This is a genomic window from Bacillus sp. LB7, from assembly GCF_030449715.1.
Lineage (GTDB): Bacteria > Bacillota > Bacilli > Bacillales > Bacillaceae > Bacillus > Bacillus paralicheniformis.
The window spans coordinates 210,810-225,462 of the sequence record NZ_JASGCA010000002.1; the positions used below are offsets into that span (position 1 = coordinate 210,810).

Here is a 14,653-nt window from a genome sequence, read left to right on the forward strand (position 1 = left end):
AAGTCTATAGATAGAGTAAGGTGAAAAAAGATGAAAGTAGAATTATTCGATTTTGACTTGCCTGAACGCCTTATCGCACAGGTTCCTTTAAAAGAGCGGGATGCGTCCAGGCTGATGGTGCTGGATAAAAAAACAGGAGAAATCACTCACAGCACGTTTAAGCATGTGATTGATTTTTTGAACGCGGGCGATTGCATCGTGCTGAACGATACGAGGGTGCTGCCGGCCCGCTTGTACGGAGTCAAGGAAGAGACGGGCGCAAAGGTTGAAGTTCTTCTGTTAAAACAGGAGGAAGGGGACGTATGGGAAACGCTTGTCAAGCCCGCAAAGCGGGTCAAGCGCGGAACCGTTCTTTCGTTTGGAGACGGCCGTCTAACGGCGGTGTGCACAGAAGAGCTCGAGCACGGCGGAAGAAAAATTGAATTCCGCTATGAAGGAATTTTTTACGAGGTGCTCGAATCGCTCGGCGAAATGCCTCTGCCTCCTTATATTAAAGAGCAGCTCGATGACAGGGAGCGCTATCAGACGGTTTACTCAAAGAAACAAGGATCGGCGGCTGCGCCGACGGCCGGGCTGCATTTTACGGAAGAGATTCTCAATGCGCTCAGGAAAAAAGGCGTGCATATTGCGTTTATTACCCTTCACGTCGGACTTGGGACATTCCGGCCTGTCAGTGCGGAAAATGTAGAGGAACATGACATGCATGCCGAGTTTTATGAAATGTCGGAAGAAACGGCAGCATTGTTAAACCGCGTCAGACAGGAAGGCGGAAAGATTATTTCCGTCGGCACGACATCCACGAGGACGCTTGAGACCATCGCTTCCGAACATGACGGCCGCTTCCGGGAAGCGAGAGGCTGGACATCGATTTTTATTTATCCAGGCTACACATTCCGGGCGATAGACGGGATGATTACCAATTTTCATCTTCCGAAATCGTCCCTCATTATGCTTGTCAGCGCGCTCGCAGGCAGAGAGCATGTGCTTTCCGCCTACCGTACCGCAGTGGAACACGAATACCGCTTCTTCAGCTTCGGAGACGCCATGTTGATCAAATAAAATTCAAAAAGATTGGAGGGCTCATAATTTGTCGCAGCAACCGATACGCTATGAGTTCATAAAAGCATGTAAACAAACAGGAGCAAGGCTGGGAAGGGTGCACACCCCGCACGGCTCATTTGAAACGCCGGTGTTTATGCCCGTAGGAACGCTCGCCACCGTTAAAACGATGGCGCCGGAAGAGCTGAAAGAAATGGGTGCAGGTATTATTTTAAGCAATACGTACCACCTTTGGCTGAGACCGGGCCATGACATCGTCAAAGAGGCGGGGGGCCTTCATCAGTTTATGAATTGGGACCGCGCCATCTTGACGGATTCAGGCGGCTTTCAGGTGTTTTCCCTGAGCGAGTTCCGCAAAATCGAAGAGGAAGGCGTACATTTCCGCAATCATTTAAACGGAGACAAGTTGTTTTTATCTCCTGAAAAAGCGATGGAAATCCAAAACGCCCTCGGATCAGATATTATGATGGCGTTTGACGAATGCCCGCCGTACCCGGCAGAGTACGATTATATGAAGAGGTCTGTTGAACGGACGAGCCGCTGGGCGGAAAGGTGCCTGAAAGCTCACAAGCGCCCTGACGAGCAAGGGCTTTTCGGAATCGTTCAAGGCGGCGAGTACGAAAACTTGAGAAAACAAAGTGCGAAAGACTTGATTTCATTGGATTTCCCGGGATATGCTATAGGTGGACTATCCGTCGGAGAGCCGAAAGACGTGATGAACCGTGTGCTGGAGTTTACAACTCCGCTGCTTCCTGCGGATAAACCGCGCTATTTAATGGGGGTCGGTTCGCCGGACTCACTGATTGACGGAGCCATCCGCGGAGTGGATATGTTCGATTGCGTGCTGCCGACAAGGATAGCGAGAAACGGTACGCTCATGACGAGCGAAGGGCGCCTCGTCGTCAAAAATGCCAAATATGAAAGAGATTTCAGACCGATCGACGAGCAGTGCGACTGTTATACGTGCCGCAATTACTCGCGCGCTTATATCAGACATTTAATCCGCTGTAATGAAACGTTTGGCATTCGTTTAACTTCTTATCATAATCTTCATTTTCTGTTAAAATTAATGGGGCAAGTGAGAGATGCCATTCGTGAAGATCGTTTAGGTGATTTCCGGGAAGAGTTTTTTGAGCGCTACGGTTTTAATAAACCAAATGCTAAAAGTTTCTGACACATAAACGAAGAAAGCGATAAAGCCATTTGAAAGGGGTGAAAAAATAATGGAGATGCTTGGAACATTACTTCCGATTATTTTAATGTTTGCGGTTCTTTATTTCCTTTTGATCCGTCCGCAGCAAAAGCAGCAGAAGGCTGTCCGCCAAATGCAGGAGGAGCTGAAAAAAGGGGATAAGGTCGTAACAATCGGCGGCCTGCACGGTATCGTTGATTCAATTGACGAAAGCAAGGTTGTCATCAAAACAGGCGACAATACCCGTCTGACATTCGACCGCCGCGCGATCAGAGAGGCGTCAGCAGAATAGCCGAAAGGCTGATACATAAGCATCGGAAATCGGGCTGTCGCAGGACGTGAAGACGGTGCTTTAGCGCCGTTCCTTATATCCTGATGAAGCCGCAGTTGCTCCTGATGTGACATGGCATAAAAGAAGCCTTAATGGGCACGAGGAAAGGGAGCGGTCATCCGCTCCCTTCAGCGTGTCGACAAACCCTCGCATTCGTTGTCAGGCCTGCGCGTTGGTGCTCACGAATAGAGGAAGGATCGGCGGCTAACCGCCCAGGCGTCCTGCCTGAACGCCGCCGTCATCACTTCCTGTGAAAGTCCGCTCCGATGCTCGGCCTTCCTAGACTGCAAAGGTTTTCAATCACGCTGAAAGGATGACAAAATCCCAAAACAAAAAGCCGTTTTGGGATTTTGTTAACAATCTAAAGGGAGCGGTCATCCGCTCCCTTTTTGCTGTCTTTATGCACGGCTCCCCTGCAGATTGACTCCGAAAATCCCGCCCAGCATGCTGACTCCCAAAAAACCGGAATGATAGAGCAGCTGCTTCAAATTGAAGGCTTCGCCAAAGCCGAGATATTGAAACAAAAGCACCGTAAGAGAGAAGCAAAGCGCTGTCAACCCTCCGCTCAGCCACCCTTTTTCCTTCGATTTGCCTCCCGCAATAAAACCGCCGATGAACAAGGTAATAAAAGAAATGGCGGTAATAAACCAGCTGAATGAACTTTCGGTTAATGATGTGAAGGTGAGGAGCAGCGAAATGAGCAGGCTTCCCGCGAACATCAAAGCGAAAATAACCGCCAAGCTGTATAAAATCCCTTTGCCGACTTGTTTTGGTTCGTTCATCACGATCCTCCTTTCAATATAGACGGGCTCGTCTTTTTAAATGTATTCTCTACGTTTGGCAAATAGACTAGCTCCCCCGACCTTTTATACATAAAAGCCTCAATTTAACAAAGGCTATGTTTATGATCATGATAGGCGGAAGGAGGCGGGCGGTAATGGATGAAATCTTAGCGCTTACGTTTCGGACGATCGTTTTGTACTTCATCATCTTTATTTTGTTTCGCTTGATGGGGAAGAGGGAAATCGGCGAGCTGAGCATATTGGATCTTGTCGTTTTTATCATGATGGCCGAAATCGCGGTTTTGGCCATTGAAAATCTCAATGACCACCTTCTCCATACGATCATTCCAATTCTCGTTTTGACGCTGATTCAGGTTATATTTGCATATTTGTCATTGAAAAATCAAAAAATCCGCCGGCTTCTCGATGGAAAGCCGACGATTATTATAGACCGCGGAAAAATTGATGAACACGCCATGAGGACACAGCGCTATAATTACGATGATTTGATGACGCAGTTGAGAGATAAGAATGTAGAACGAATCGCGGATGTTTCATATGCGATTTTGGAGCCGACCGGGAAGCTTTCGGTATTTACAAAAGACGGGCCGAACAAAATGATCGAACTGCCGTTGATTGTTGACGGTATTGTTCAAAAAGAACAATTAGAAAAGATCGGGAAAGACCGGGAGTGGCTTGAGCAAAAGCTTGAAAAAAGAGGACACCGCGACATTTCCCAAATTTCTTATTGCACATACAATAATGGTTCTTTTTTTATTGACAAAAAGGATGAATTTAAACCATAAAGCGAAAGCTTACGAAATCCAGCGGCCGAACAGCGGAAACCGCTGGATTTCTTCTTTTTTGACCAGCTTGAAGGCGACCAGAAGGAAGACGTAAAGACAGCTTGTAACCGCGACACACAAAAGCAGGCGCATCGGCTCGGTCTGGTTTAAAAAAAGATGTTCTTTCATGAGCAGGCTGCTCCATCCCGATATTAAAATGACGCCGAAGGATACGATATATTCTTTCAGATTGATGCTGATGGGAAGCACTTTGCTGACGGTTGCGGCGTGCAGCAGGGTGACGAGGATGATCCCTGTCAAAATCGCCAGCGCAGCCCCCATAATGCCAAGCGAAGGTCGTGAAGCGAGAACAAAAATGAGACCTGTTTTCACAACGGCGCCGACAAGGCTGTTCATCATTGCCGCGCCGGCCAGATTTAAAGCCTGCAGAACGGCCTGCAGCGGACCTTGAAAATAGTAAAACAAAAAGAATGGAGCCATGATTTTCACATAAATCGCGGCATTTGACGACCCGTACATCACGCTGATCAGCTCATCCGCGTACGAAAACAAAATGACCGCCGATATGCCGCCGCTTAAAAGACAAAGCCTCATCGCCTGCTCAAGCCTGTATTCCACGACCTGCATTTTTTTCTGTTCGATTCCTTCGCTGATGGCGGGAACGAGCGACGTAGACAGCGAATATGTGATAAAACTCGGGAGGGTGAGAAGCGTCAGGGCAAAGCCGGTCAACTCTCCGTACTGGCTCGTTGCGGCGGAAGCGGCGACTCCTGCTATCGCAAGGCTTTGCGCTACGACAATCGGCTCAAAAAACCATGACAGGTTGCCGATAAAACGGCTGCCCGTCGTTGGGAGCGAAACGCTCATCAGCTCGAAAAACGTGGTCCGCCCAGATTTCAGCGATTGGAAAAAACGTTTTCTGATGCGGATTTTCTTTTTGTATTTAAAGGCGACGAACAAATAAAGAAGTGAAGCCAACTCGCCAAACACGGATGACAGCATCGCACCCGCTGCCGCATATTCGATGCCGAGCGGAAGGAATGCCGTCGTGCAAACGGCGACCAGCGATATCCGGACAATTTGTTCGAGAACCTGGGACACGGCAAGCGGCCTCATATTCTGCTTCCCTTGAAAATAGCCTCTCAGCACGCTGGAAACGGCAATGATCGGAACGACCGGCGTAACCGCCAAAAGCGGATAAAGCGTTCTTTTGTCTGTGAGCAGCGTGTCGGCCATCAGCGGGGCGTAAATGAGAAACACCGGAGTAATGACGGCGCTGAGCGTCCCGGTGATCGCAAGAGACATCACTAAAATCTGCTTTGTCTTTCTGTGGTCTCCGCGCGCTTCCGCTTCAGCGACCAGCTTGCTGATGGCGACCGGAAGGCCGAATTGGGTGAGGGTGACCGCCAGAAAAAAAGTCGGAGCCGCCATCATGTAAAGCCCGACGCCTTCACCTCCGATGAACCTTGCGATGACAATCCGGTTGATAAAGCCGAGCATTCTCGTAATCAAACCTGCCGCTATTAAAATGAGCGTTCCTTTTAAAAACGTCTGCTTCGTCATTTCTAGAGTCCCCTGCCTTCTCAAACAACCTTTAATCATATACAATAAGATATGCGCATACATCGTCCAAGCATGACAAGTCTCTCTGAAAAAATGTGAAAGGAGCGTGGCTTTGGCATGGGCAAACATCCGGCTGATCTGTACAAGGACCATTTAAAACCTTTTCTTCACAGCAAGACGGAAGAGTTCAGGATACTCGGGTATGACGATATTGAAATAGAGGAATTGTGGTCATACTTATTGAATAAGAAATGGAAGAAGCGGAAGGATGTTCAAATTCACCAGCTCGCCAGTGATATTTTATCTGTGAAAATTGGCGAATTTATGAACTATGCAACCGTAGAATCGTTTAAAACGTCTAATATACTCGACAGCAAAGAAGGGCAGGATATGCTCGATGAGCTGCTGAGGTAGCCGTTGATTTTGGTTGATTTAAGGAGGAAATACATAATGAAAAAAGGACGCTTGATTGCGTTTTTCCTTACCGTTCTCTTGATCGGTACGGGACTGGGAATGTTCACGAAGCCGGCTGCAGACAACATCAGCCTCGGCCTTGACCTTCAGGGCGGTTTTGAGGTTCTGTATGAAGTCCAGCCTGCCAAACAGGGCGACAAAATTGACAGGGACGCCCTCATCAGCACGGTTGAAGCGCTGAACCGCCGGGCGAATGTATTGGGCGTCAGCGAGCCGAACATTCAAATCGAAGGAAACAACCGGATCAGGGTTCAGCTTGCCGGCGTCGACAACCAGAACAGGGCGCGGGAAATCTTATCCACGCAGGCTCAGCTTACGTTCAGGGATACGAATGACAAAGAGCTTTTGAACGGTTCGGATCTTGTCGAAAACGGCGCCAAACAGTCGTTCAAGCAGGACACGAATGAGCCGATCGTGACGATCAAGCTGAAGGATGCCGATAAATTCGGCGAAGTGACGAAAAAAGTGCTCGATATGAAGCCGAACAACCAGCTTGTCATCTGGCTTGATTACAAAAAAGGCGACTCCTTTAAAAAGGAATCGCAAAAAGCGGATCATAAATACATCTCCGCTCCGAATGTCAGCCAGGTGCTGAACACGTCAGACGTGATGATTGAAGGAAACTTTACGATTCAGGAAGCAAAAGATATGGCGAGCATTTTAAATGCGGGCGCTCTTCCTGTCAAACTCGTTGAAAAGTATTCGACATCCGTCGGCGCGCAGTTTGGGGAGCAGGCTTTGAATGATACCGTGTTTGCGGGTATCGTCGGTATTGCTATTATTTTCTTATTTATGCTTCTTTACTATCGTTTGCCTGGTTTTATCGCGGTCATTACGCTTTCGGTCTACATCTACATTACACTGCAGATCTTTGACTGGATGAATGCGGTTCTGACCCTTCCGGGGATCGCGGCTCTTATATTGGGTGTCGGGATGGCGGTTGACGCCAACATCATTACGTACGAACGTATAAAAGAAGAGCTGAAGCTCGGCAAATCGGTCCGCTCGGCTTTCAGATCGGGAAACAGAAGATCATTTGCAACGATCTTTGATGCCAACATTACGACGATGCTTGCCGGAATCGTGCTTTTCATATTTGGTACGAGCTCTGTCAAAGGCTTCGCGACCATGCTGATCCTATCCATTTTGACAAGCTTTATTACAGCTGTCTTCCTGTCGCGCTTCCTGCTCGGCCTGCTGGTCGACAGCCGTTGGCTTGACCGGAAAAAAGGCTGGTTTGGAGTGCGCAGAAAAGACATCTTGGACATCAGCAAGACAGACGAAAATACTGAGCCTCCGACTCCGTTTGCCAAATGGGATTTCGTCGGCAAGCGTAAATGGTTCTTCGCATTTTCCGGGATCATTTTGGCCGCTGGAATTGTCATTCTGCTTGTGTTCAGGCTGAACCTCGGCATCGATTTCTCCAGCGGATCAAGAATCGAAGTGCAAAGCGACCACAAGCTGACGAGCGAAGAGCTGAAAAAAGATTTTGAAGAGGTCGGGCTGACAGCCGATTCGATCGTTCTTTCGGGCGATGATCAGAAACACGGCGTCGCCAGATTTGTCGGTGTTCCGGATCAGAAAAAAATTGCCGAAGTGAAGGATTATTTTAAAGGAAAATACGGCACGGAACCGAACGTCAGCACAGTATCACCGACCGTCGGAAAAGAGCTGGCGAGAAACGCTCTCTATGCGGTGGCCATCGCGGCTCTCGGGATCATCTTGTATGTTTCGATCCGCTTTGAATATAAGATGGCGATTGCGGCGATCGCTTCGTTGCTGTACGATGCATTCTTCATCATTGCGGTCTTCAGCATTACAAGGCTCGAGGTGGATATTACGTTTATCGCAGCCGTGCTGACGATTATCGGTTATTCGATCAACGATACGATCGTAACGTTTGACAGAATCAGGGAACAGGTGAAAAAGCGCAAGCCGAAGAGCTTCAGCGATCTATCGCATATTGTGAATCTGAGCTTGCAGCAAACGTTCACGCGTTCGATTAATACGGTGCTGACCGTCGTCATTGTGGTCATTGCCCTCCTCATTTTTGGTGCAGCATCGATTACGAACTTCTCTGTCGCGCTGTTAATCGGGCTGTTGAGCGGCGTGTATTCATCGCTCTACATCGCAGCTCAAGTATGGCTTGTCTGGAAAGGGCGCGACCTGAAAAAGCCGAAGCGCAAGCCTGCAGGAGAATAAATCATGGACTGCCCGTACTGCCGGGCGGTCCTTTTTTGGTTTGAAGAGAAAAAAAGTGGTTTTGGCGGCTTTCTATCGATCTTCTTTTTGTTTAAAATGGGAGCAGAGCGGGAAAATAACGCTAGAAAACGACGCGAATGGAGAGAGTAACTTATGAACAAACAATGGACGTTAATTGCTGCACTTATTTTTACATTAATTGTTGCTGTTTTCGCGGTCATTAATGTTGAACCGGTGAAGGTTGATTTTCTTTTTGGAACGGCAGAATGGCCCCTGATCCTGGTCATTTTGGTGTCGGTATTGATGGGGGCGCTTATTATCGGCTCGGCCGGCGCTTTCCAGATTATGCGGCTGAAAAAAGAGCTGAAGGCGCTCAAGAGAGAAGAACGGGTAAAGCATCCTGAACTTGAAGCCGAATCGGCGGCGCCCGAAAATCAGAAAGACTAGAAGATTGCGCGAAATAAATTGAATCCCCTCATGCTGCTCTAGTATAATAGTGTGGTTGAGGGGTGAATTTATGTTAGCGTCAAAAATGCGTTGGGACGTGCAAACGCCCGACAAAGAAAAGGTGGAGCAGCTCGCCGGAAGTTTAGGCATTACTCCCCTTGCCGCCTCATTGCTTGTCATGAGAGGTTACGATACAGCCGACAAAGCAGCTTCATTTTTAAATGGCAAGGATGCTGTTTTTCACGATCCTTATCTGCTGAAAGATATGGAAAAAGCTGTACAGCGAATCAAACAGGCAATTTCAGATCAAGAAAAGATTATGATTTACGGCGATTATGATGCGGACGGTGTGACAAGCACGACTGTCCTTTTGCAAATGTTGAAAAAATGTTCAGCACAAGCCGATTTTTATATACCTGACCGCTTTAAAGAAGGGTACGGCCCGAATGAAGCGGCCTTTCGCGGGATCAAAGAATCAGGCTATTCATTGATCATCACAGTTGACACAGGCATTGCCGCCGTTCATGAAGCTGAAGTCGCTAAAGAGCTTGGCGTCGATCTGATCATTACGGATCACCATGAGCCGGGCCCCGTTTTGCCGGATGCCTATGCGATCATTCATCCGAAGCAGCCAGGCTGCGGCTATCCATTTAAAGAGCTTGCAGGCGTCGGTGTCGCATTTAAGCTTGCCCATGCCTTGAACGGAGAGCTCCCGGAAGATTTGCTCGACCTTTGTGCGATCGGCACGATTGCCGATCTTGTGCCGCTCCATGATGAAAACAGGCAGATTGCCAAGCGCGGCATGGAACAGTTCAGGAAAACGAAGCGCCCCGGATTAAAAGCGCTGACCAAAATTGCCGGAGCGGAGATACATAGTGCGGATGAAGAGACCATCGGTTTTCAAATCGCGCCCCGCTTAAATGCGGTCGGCAGAATTGAACAGGCTGACCCGGCCGTTTACCTCCTGAACACAGAAGACGAAACAGAAGCGGAAGAGCTTGCCGAAGACATCAACGCCTTGAACAAGGAGCGCCAAAAAATCGTCAATCAGATGACAGAGGAAGCCGTTCAGATGATCGAGGAGGAAGGCCTTGACCAGCCGGTGATCGTCGCGGCGCGGCCGGGCTGGAATCCCGGTGTCGTCGGAATCGTGGCTTCAAAGCTTGTCGAGCGCTATTACAGGCCAGCCATCGTTCTCGGCATCGATGAAGAAAAAGGCATTGCCAAAGGATCTGCGCGCAGCATCAAAGGATTTGATTTATTTCAAAACCTCTCGGAGTGCAGGGATATTCTCCCGCACTTCGGAGGCCACCCGATGGCAGCCGGAATGACGCTCAACCTGGAAGATGTTTCGGCACTGAGGGAGAGGATCAACCGTCAGGCTGAAGCGGTTCTGACCGAGGAAGATTTTATTCCCGTCCAAGACGTCGATTTGTGCTGCCGGCTCGAAGATATCACGGTTGACAGCATTGCCGAAATGAACATGCTGGCGCCGTTCGGCACGGGAAATCCGAAGCCGTTCGTTCTTGTCAGCGACGTTAAAATTGATGATTCCAGGAAAATCGGCGCCAACAAGAATCACTTGAAGCTTGTGCTGGCAGACGGCGAGAACAAGCTCGATTGCATCGGATTTTATAAAGGCGCCATTGAAGACGGGATCGTTCCCGGGGCAAAGATCTCGATTGTAGGGGAACTGTCGATTAACGAGTGGAACAACAGAAAAAAACCGCAGCTGATGATCAAAGATGCGGCCGTCAATGAATGGCAGCTGTTTGATCTGCGGGGGAAACGGTCATGGGAAGAAAAAATATTGCAGCTGGACCCTGCAAAACGGGCGTGCATCTGCTTCCGCGAGGAAACAAAAGCGAAGCTTACGGGGACAGGCCTTGAAGAAGAGCTGACCGTCATCAGCGGCCCTGAAGAGGCAGAGCGTCTCGACCTTGAGAGCCGCTATGCGGTATTTATAGATATTCCGCCGTCGCTCGACATCTTTGACCAGGTGATAAAAGGTGAAAAACTGGAGCGCATTTATCTGATTTTTTATCAATCAGATGAACATTTTTTCTCAACATTTCCAACAAGGGAATACTTTAAATGGTACTATGCTTTCCTCTTGAAAAGAGGTTCTTTTGACTTGCCGAAATACGGCGGGGAGCTTGCCAGACATAAAGGCTGGACAAAAGACACAATTGATTTTATGACAAAGGTGTTTTTTGAGCTCGGTTTTGTTACAATAGAGAATGGTGTTTTATCTGTTGTTTATCATGCCGAAAAGCGCGATCTGACAGATTCTGAAACCTACCGGGAAAAACAGCGCCTGATTGAATTGGAGCAAAAGCTCATTTATTCTTCGGCGGATGAGCTTAAACAGTGGCTGGATAAGCGGATGGCGGAAAACGCCGTCGCTTATAAAGTATGAGGAGGACATGAAGACAGATGGATTTGAAGAAGTATGTGACAATTGTGCCGGATTACCCGAAGGAAGGCGTACAATTTAAAGATATTACAACATTGATGGACAAAGGCGATGTCTATCGCTACGCGACAGATCAAATTGTAACGTATGCGAAAGAAAAACAGATCGATCTTGTCGTGGGGCCTGAAGCGAGAGGATTTATCATCGGCTGCCCTGTCGCATATTCGCTTGGGGTAGGATTTGCGCCTGTCCGCAAAGAAGGCAAACTGCCGCGCGAAGTCATCAAAGTCGACTACGGATTGGAATATGGAAAAGATGTCCTGACCATCCATAAAGATGCCATTAAACCGGGGCAGCGCGTCTTGATCACTGACGACCTGCTTGCAACCGGCGGGACGATCGAAGCAACGATCAAGCTGGTTGAAGAGCTCGGCGGCGTCGTAGCCGGAATCGCTTTCCTAATCGAGCTGACATATCTTGAAGGAAGAAATAAACTGGACGGATATGATATTTTAACCTTGATGCAATACTAAACAAAATTTATACTATAAAAAGCACTCATCAAAAGCGGGTGCTTTTTTTCCTATTCATATAGTATTCCGGGATCGGCAAAAGTCCTTTTGAATTTCTTCTCTTTACATCTGTGACATTTTTCTTGATAATAATTACAATACAGTTTTCAATTATAAAAAAGGTGATTCCATGGCGAACGAACAAGTATTAACCGCTGAGCAAGTCATTGAGAAGGCGAAAAGTTACCTTTCCGATGAACATGTTGCTTTTATAAAAAAGGCTTATCAGTACGCGGAAGACGCACATCGCGAACAATACCGCAAATCGGGCGAGCCGTATATTATCCATCCGATCCAGGTCGCGGGTATCCTCGTCGATTTGGAAATGGACCCTGCCACAATAGCGGGAGGATTTCTCCATGATGTGGTGGAAGATACGAGCGTAACGCTTGAAGATTTAAAGGAAGCATTCAACGAAGAAGTTGCGATGCTTGTCGACGGCGTCACGAAGCTCGGGAAAATTAAATATAAATCACAGGAAGAACAGCAGGCAGAAAATCATCGGAAAATGTTTGTGGCTATGGCTCAGGACATCCGCGTCATTTTGATCAAGCTGGCGGACCGCCTTCACAACATGAGAACCTTGAAGCATCTGCCGCAGGAAAAGCAGCGCAGAATTTCAAATGAGACGCTTGAAATATTTGCTCCGCTGGCTCATCGCCTTGGGATTTCAAAAATAAAGTGGGAGCTTGAGGATACCGCTTTACGGTATTTAAATCCGCAGCAATATTACCGGATCGTCAATTTGATGAAGAAAAAGCGGGCCGAAAGGGAATTGTACGTCGAAGAGGTCGTAAACGAAGTGAAAAGCCGCGTCGAAGAGGTCAATATTAAAGCGGACTTTTCCGGCCGGCCGAAGCACATTTACAGCATCTACAGAAAAATGGCGATGCAAAACAAGCAATTCAACGAAATTTACGACTTGCTCGCAGTCCGCATCCTCGTCAACAGCATCAAGGACTGCTACGCGGTTCTAGGCATCATTCATACGTGCTGGAAGCCGATGCCGGGCAGATTTAAAGACTATATCGCAATGCCGAAGCCGAACATGTACCAGTCGCTCCACACCACCGTCATCGGTCCGAAGGGGGATCCGCTGGAAGTCCAGATCAGGACGTTTGAAATGCACGAAATTGCGGAATACGGAATCGCGGCCCACTGGGCTTACAAAGAAGGCAAAAATGTCAATGAAGATTCAAGCTTTGATAAAAAGCTTTCCTGGTTCCGCGAAATTTTGGAATTTCAAAATGAGTCGAGCGATGCCGAAGAATTTATGGAATCTCTAAAAATCGATTTGTTTTCCGACATGGTGTTCGTTTTTACACCGAAAGGAGACGTCATTGAATTGCCGTCAGGCTCCGTGCCGATCGACTTTTCGTACCGGATCCATTCAGAAATAGGCAATAAAACGATCGGGGCGAAAGTAAACGGCAAAATGGTCACGCTTGATTACAAGCTGAGGACAGGGGATATCGTAGAAATTCTGACGTCCAAGCATTCGTACGGTCCGAGCCAGGACTGGATCAACCTTGCGCAGACATCTCAGGCTAAGCATAAAATCCGCCAGTTCTTTAAAAAGCAGCGTAGAGAAGAAAACGTCGAAAAAGGCAGAGAACTGGTTGAAAAAGAAATTAAAAACCTGGACTTTGAAGTGAAGGACGTCTTAACAGTCGAGAATCTGCAGAAAGTCGCCGACAAATTCAATTTTGCCAATGAAGAAGACATGTATGCCGCAGTCGGCTATAACGGCATTACAGCTGCTCAAGTTGCAAACCGTCTGACGGAAAAAGAACGGAAGATTAGAGATCAAGAAGAACAGGTGAAAAGCGTTCAAGACGTAACGCCTGAACCGAAACCTTACCAAGGAAAAAAACGCGAAGCGGGCGTTCGCGTCAAAGGTGTTGACAACCTTTTGATCAGACTGTCAAAATGCTGCAACCCCGTTCCGGGAGATCCGATCGTCGGATTCATTACAAAAGGCCGCGGTGTATCCGTCCATCGCGAGGACTGTCCGAATGTTTTAACAAATGAAGCGCTCGACCGGCTGATTCAAGTAGAATGGGAGCATGAGCCGCAGACGCAGCGGAGAAAAGAATATAACGTCGAAATCGAAATTCTCGGCTATGACCGCCGCGGCCTTCTTAATGAAGTTCTTCAGGCCGTTAATGAGACAAAAACGAATATTTCATCTGTCTCAGGTAAATCTGACCGCAATAAAGTGGCGACGATCCATATGGCCATCTTCATTCAAAATATTAATCATTTGCATAAAGTGGTTGAACGGATCAAACAGATCAAAGATATTTACTCCGTGCGCAGGGTGATGAATTAGGAGGAAAAGCGTCATGAGATTAGTTGTTCAGCGTGTCACAGATGCAAGCGTTTCGGTAGGAGGCGAGACTGTCGGTCAAATCGGTCTCGGCTTAATGGTGCTTGTCGGCGTGACACATGAAGATACGAGCGAAGATGCCGCATATTTGGCGGAAAAGCTAGTCAATCTGCGAATTTTTGAAGATGAAGGCGAAAAGATGAACCTGTCGCTTTTAGATGTCGAAGGCTCCGTTTTATCGGTTTCTCAGTTTACCTTGTACGGCGATACGAAAAAAGGGAGACGGCCGAATTTTACAAAAGCGGCAAAGCCCGATCAGGCGCTTCAGTTGTACGAGGAGTGGAACAGCATGCTTCGCGCAAAAGGCGTCGCTGTCGAAACGGGAAGATTTGGCGAAATGATGGATGTCAAGCTGACAAATTCGGGCCCCGTCACCTTTATTATGGATTCGAAAGCATAAAAAAGCTCCCATTTGGGAGC

The 14,653-nt window shown here is 47.9% G+C and carries 13 protein-coding genes; 11 read left to right on the forward strand and 2 right to left on the reverse strand.

Annotation, left to right across the window (positions count from 1 at the left end; genetic code table 11):
• Nucleotides 1-30: 30 nt before the first annotated feature.
• The 3 genes from queA to yajC are packed head-to-tail and all read left to right on the forward strand — an operon-like array spanning nucleotide 31 to nucleotide 2,543.
• On the forward strand, nucleotides 31-1,059 hold the full coding sequence (gene queA / locus QMZ64_RS03590; protein WP_265626094.1) for a tRNA preQ1(34) S-adenosylmethionine ribosyltransferase-isomerase QueA: 1,029 nt from the start codon (nucleotides 31-33) through the stop codon (nucleotides 1,057-1,059).
• Between the two features lie 28 nt (nucleotides 1,060-1,087).
• Nucleotides 1,088-2,233, forward strand: a complete 1,146-nt coding sequence (gene tgt, locus QMZ64_RS03595; protein ID WP_025811052.1) for a tRNA guanosine(34) transglycosylase Tgt — start codon at nucleotides 1,088-1,090, stop codon at nucleotides 2,231-2,233.
• A gap of 46 nt (nucleotides 2,234-2,279) precedes the next feature.
• On the forward strand, nucleotides 2,280-2,543 hold the full coding sequence (gene yajC / locus QMZ64_RS03600) for a preprotein translocase subunit YajC (protein ID WP_085959518.1): 264 nt from the start codon (nucleotides 2,280-2,282) through the stop codon (nucleotides 2,541-2,543).
• Nucleotides 2,544-2,980: 437 nt separating this feature from the next.
• Here yajC and QMZ64_RS03605 read toward each other — a convergent pair whose 3' ends face one another.
• A complete protein-coding gene (locus tag QMZ64_RS03605; protein WP_025811053.1) occupies nucleotides 2,981-3,364 on the reverse strand; it encodes a TIGR04086 family membrane protein in 384 nt (127 codons plus the stop codon).
• A gap of 155 nt (nucleotides 3,365-3,519) precedes the next feature.
• On the opposite strand from QMZ64_RS03605, the gene QMZ64_RS03610 reads away from it, so the two are divergent.
• Nucleotides 3,520-4,170 carry a DUF421 domain-containing protein gene (locus tag QMZ64_RS03610; protein ID WP_265626095.1) on the forward strand — a complete coding sequence of 217 codons (651 nt, stop codon included), beginning with the start codon at nucleotides 3,520-3,522 and terminating at the stop codon, nucleotides 4,168-4,170.
• 9 nt (nucleotides 4,171-4,179) lie between these two features.
• Here QMZ64_RS03610 and spoVB read toward each other — a convergent pair whose 3' ends face one another.
• Nucleotides 4,180-5,733, reverse strand: a complete 1,554-nt coding sequence (gene spoVB / locus QMZ64_RS03615; RefSeq protein ID WP_265626096.1) for a stage V sporulation protein B — start codon at nucleotides 5,731-5,733, stop codon at nucleotides 4,180-4,182.
• Between the two features lie 117 nt (nucleotides 5,734-5,850).
• Here spoVB and QMZ64_RS03620 point away from each other — a divergent pair, with 117 nt between their 5' ends.
• The 7 genes from QMZ64_RS03620 to dtd all read left to right on the forward strand — a co-directional run bounded on the left by QMZ64_RS03620 (nucleotide 5,851) and on the right by dtd (nucleotide 14,633).
• Nucleotides 5,851-6,147 (forward strand): post-transcriptional regulator, encoded by a 297-nt coding sequence (locus tag QMZ64_RS03620; RefSeq protein WP_265626098.1) that lies wholly within the window; start codon nucleotides 5,851-5,853, stop codon nucleotides 6,145-6,147.
• 36 nt (nucleotides 6,148-6,183) lie between these two features.
• Nucleotides 6,184-8,409, forward strand: coding sequence for a protein translocase subunit SecDF (secDF, locus tag QMZ64_RS03625; protein WP_265626100.1), 2,226 nt, complete (start codon nucleotides 6,184-6,186; stop codon nucleotides 8,407-8,409).
• A gap of 153 nt (nucleotides 8,410-8,562) precedes the next feature.
• The gene (locus tag QMZ64_RS03630) at nucleotides 8,563-8,856 is read left to right on the forward strand and encodes a LapA family protein (protein WP_265626101.1); all 294 of its coding nucleotides are present in this window, start codon (nucleotides 8,563-8,565) and stop codon (nucleotides 8,854-8,856) included.
• Between the two features lie 70 nt (nucleotides 8,857-8,926).
• Nucleotides 8,927-11,275 (forward strand): single-stranded-DNA-specific exonuclease RecJ, encoded by a 2,349-nt coding sequence (gene recJ / locus QMZ64_RS03635; protein ID WP_265626102.1) that lies wholly within the window; start codon nucleotides 8,927-8,929, stop codon nucleotides 11,273-11,275.
• Nucleotides 11,276-11,292: 17 nt separating this feature from the next.
• Entirely contained in the window at nucleotides 11,293-11,805 is a 513-nt protein-coding gene (locus QMZ64_RS03640) for an adenine phosphoribosyltransferase (protein ID WP_154995795.1), read from the forward strand.
• 169 nt (nucleotides 11,806-11,974) lie between these two features.
• Nucleotides 11,975-14,176 carry a RelA/SpoT family protein gene (locus QMZ64_RS03645; RefSeq protein WP_023855390.1) on the forward strand — a complete coding sequence of 734 codons (2,202 nt, stop codon included), beginning with the start codon at nucleotides 11,975-11,977 and terminating at the stop codon, nucleotides 14,174-14,176.
• A gap of 13 nt (nucleotides 14,177-14,189) precedes the next feature.
• Nucleotides 14,190-14,633: a D-aminoacyl-tRNA deacylase gene (gene dtd, locus QMZ64_RS03650; RefSeq protein ID WP_265626104.1), complete on the forward strand. Its 444-nt coding sequence runs from the start codon at nucleotides 14,190-14,192 to the stop codon at nucleotides 14,631-14,633.
• Nucleotides 14,634-14,653: the final 20 nt, after the last annotated feature.

Bases quoted from the DNA above. Each gene is read 5' to 3' on its own strand.
- queA (WP_265626094.1), top strand. From the start codon at position 31: ATGAAAGTAGAATTATTCGATTTTGACTTGCCTGAACGCCTTATCGCA.
- QMZ64_RS03605 (WP_025811053.1), bottom strand. From the start codon at position 3,364: ATGAACGAACCAAAACAAGTCGGCAAAGGGATTTTATACAGCTTGGCG.
- QMZ64_RS03610 (WP_265626095.1), top strand. From the start codon at position 3,520: ATGGATGAAATCTTAGCGCTTACGTTTCGGACGATCGTTTTGTACTTC.
- spoVB (WP_265626096.1), bottom strand. From the start codon at position 5,733: ATGACGAAGCAGACGTTTTTAAAAGGAACGCTCATTTTAATAGCGGCA.
- QMZ64_RS03620 (WP_265626098.1), top strand. From the start codon at position 5,851: ATGGGCAAACATCCGGCTGATCTGTACAAGGACCATTTAAAACCTTTT.
- secDF (WP_265626100.1), top strand. From the start codon at position 6,184: ATGAAAAAAGGACGCTTGATTGCGTTTTTCCTTACCGTTCTCTTGATC.
- QMZ64_RS03630 (WP_265626101.1), top strand. From the start codon at position 8,563: ATGAACAAACAATGGACGTTAATTGCTGCACTTATTTTTACATTAATT.
- recJ (WP_265626102.1), top strand. From the start codon at position 8,927: ATGTTAGCGTCAAAAATGCGTTGGGACGTGCAAACGCCCGACAAAGAA.
- QMZ64_RS03640 (WP_154995795.1), top strand. From the start codon at position 11,293: ATGGATTTGAAGAAGTATGTGACAATTGTGCCGGATTACCCGAAGGAA.
- QMZ64_RS03645 (WP_023855390.1), top strand. From the start codon at position 11,975: ATGGCGAACGAACAAGTATTAACCGCTGAGCAAGTCATTGAGAAGGCG.
- dtd (WP_265626104.1), top strand. From the start codon at position 14,190: ATGAGATTAGTTGTTCAGCGTGTCACAGATGCAAGCGTTTCGGTAGGA.